At 53.4% G+C, this 1,236-nt stretch carries 2 tRNA genes and 2 rRNA genes; all 4 read left to right on the forward strand.

Annotated elements, in window-relative coordinates:
* A 5S ribosomal RNA gene (gene rrf / locus ACE5KN_RS30980) occupies window positions 1-86 on the forward strand; the annotation flags it as partial.
* A gap of 38 nt (window positions 87-124) precedes the next feature.
* Window positions 125-201: transfer RNA gene (locus ACE5KN_RS30985), tRNA-Ile, on the forward strand.
* A gap of 25 nt (window positions 202-226) precedes the next feature.
* Window positions 227-302, forward strand: a tRNA-Ala gene (locus tag ACE5KN_RS30990).
* A gap of 150 nt (window positions 303-452) precedes the next feature.
* Window positions 453-1,236 (forward strand): 23S ribosomal RNA (locus ACE5KN_RS30995); the annotation flags it as partial.

The following is a 1,236-nucleotide window of genomic DNA, read 5'->3' on the forward strand; positions in this document are numbered from 1 at the left end:
TACCCATCCCGAACACGACCGTTAAGCCCTCCAGCGCCGATGGTACTTGGACCGAAGGGTCCTGGGAGAGTAGGACGCCGCCAAGCGGACAGCCCGAAAGGGGATACCCTTTCGGGATTGTTATGGGCCCTTAGCTCAGCTGGTTAGAGCGCACCCCTGATAAGGGTGAGGTCGGTGGTTCGAGTCCACTAGGGCCCACCATTTTAACTTGATAAATTCTCTGTATGGGGCTATAGCTCAGCTGGGAGAGCGCCTGCCTTGCACGCAGGAGGTCAGGGGTTCGATCCCCCTTGGCTCCACCATACACTGTTCTCAGAGCAGTTTGCACCTTGAAAACTGGATACCGAAACGAAACATTGCGTTTTAGAAAATCCTTTTAGCTGAGCTTGTGTCGCAAGACCAAGATCAATAAAAGTAGCAGCGATTTTATCTTCCTCCGGAAGAAAAATCTAGGTTAAGCTACTAAGAGCACACGGAGGATGCCTAGGCGCCAGAAGCCGACGAAGGACGTGGCGAACGACGAAATGCCTCGGGGAGCTGTAAGCAAGCTTCGATCCGGGGATGTCCGAATGGGGAAACCCGGCTATCATAATCGATAGTCACTATTCACTGAATTCATAGGTGAATGAGAGGCATACCAGGGGAACTGAAACATCTAAGTACCCTGAGGAAGAGAAAACAATAGTGATTCCGTCAGTAGCGGCGAGCGAACGCGGATTAGCCCAAACCAGGAAGCTTGCTTCCTGGGGTTGTGGGACGTCTCACATGGAGTTACAAAGGAATATGGTAGGTGAAGAGGTCTGGAAAGGCCCGCTAGAAGAGGTAAAAGCCCTGTAGCCGAAAGTGTATTCCCTCCGAGACGGATCCCGAGTAGTGCGGGGCACGTGAAACCCCGTATGAATCCGGCAGGACCATCTGCCAAGGCTAAATACTCTCTGGCGACCGATAGTGAAGCAGTACCGTGAGGGAAAGGTGAAAAGCACCCCGGGAGGGGAGTGAAATAGAACCTGAAACCGTGTGCTTACAAGAAGTCAGAGCCCTCTTTATGGGTGATGGCGTGCCTTTTGTAGAATGAACCGGCGAGTTACGCTCCCGTGCAAGGTTAAGGTGAGAAGCCGAAGCCGCAGCGAAAGCGAGTCTGAATAGGGCGACTGAGTACGTGGGCGTAGACCCGAAACCGGGTGATCTACCCCTGTCCAGGGTGAAGGTGCGGTAACACGCACTGGAGGCCCGAAC

It is taken from the genome of Paenibacillus terreus, from assembly GCF_042138595.1.
GTDB lineage: Bacteria > Bacillota > Bacilli > Paenibacillales > Paenibacillaceae > Paenibacillus > Paenibacillus terreus.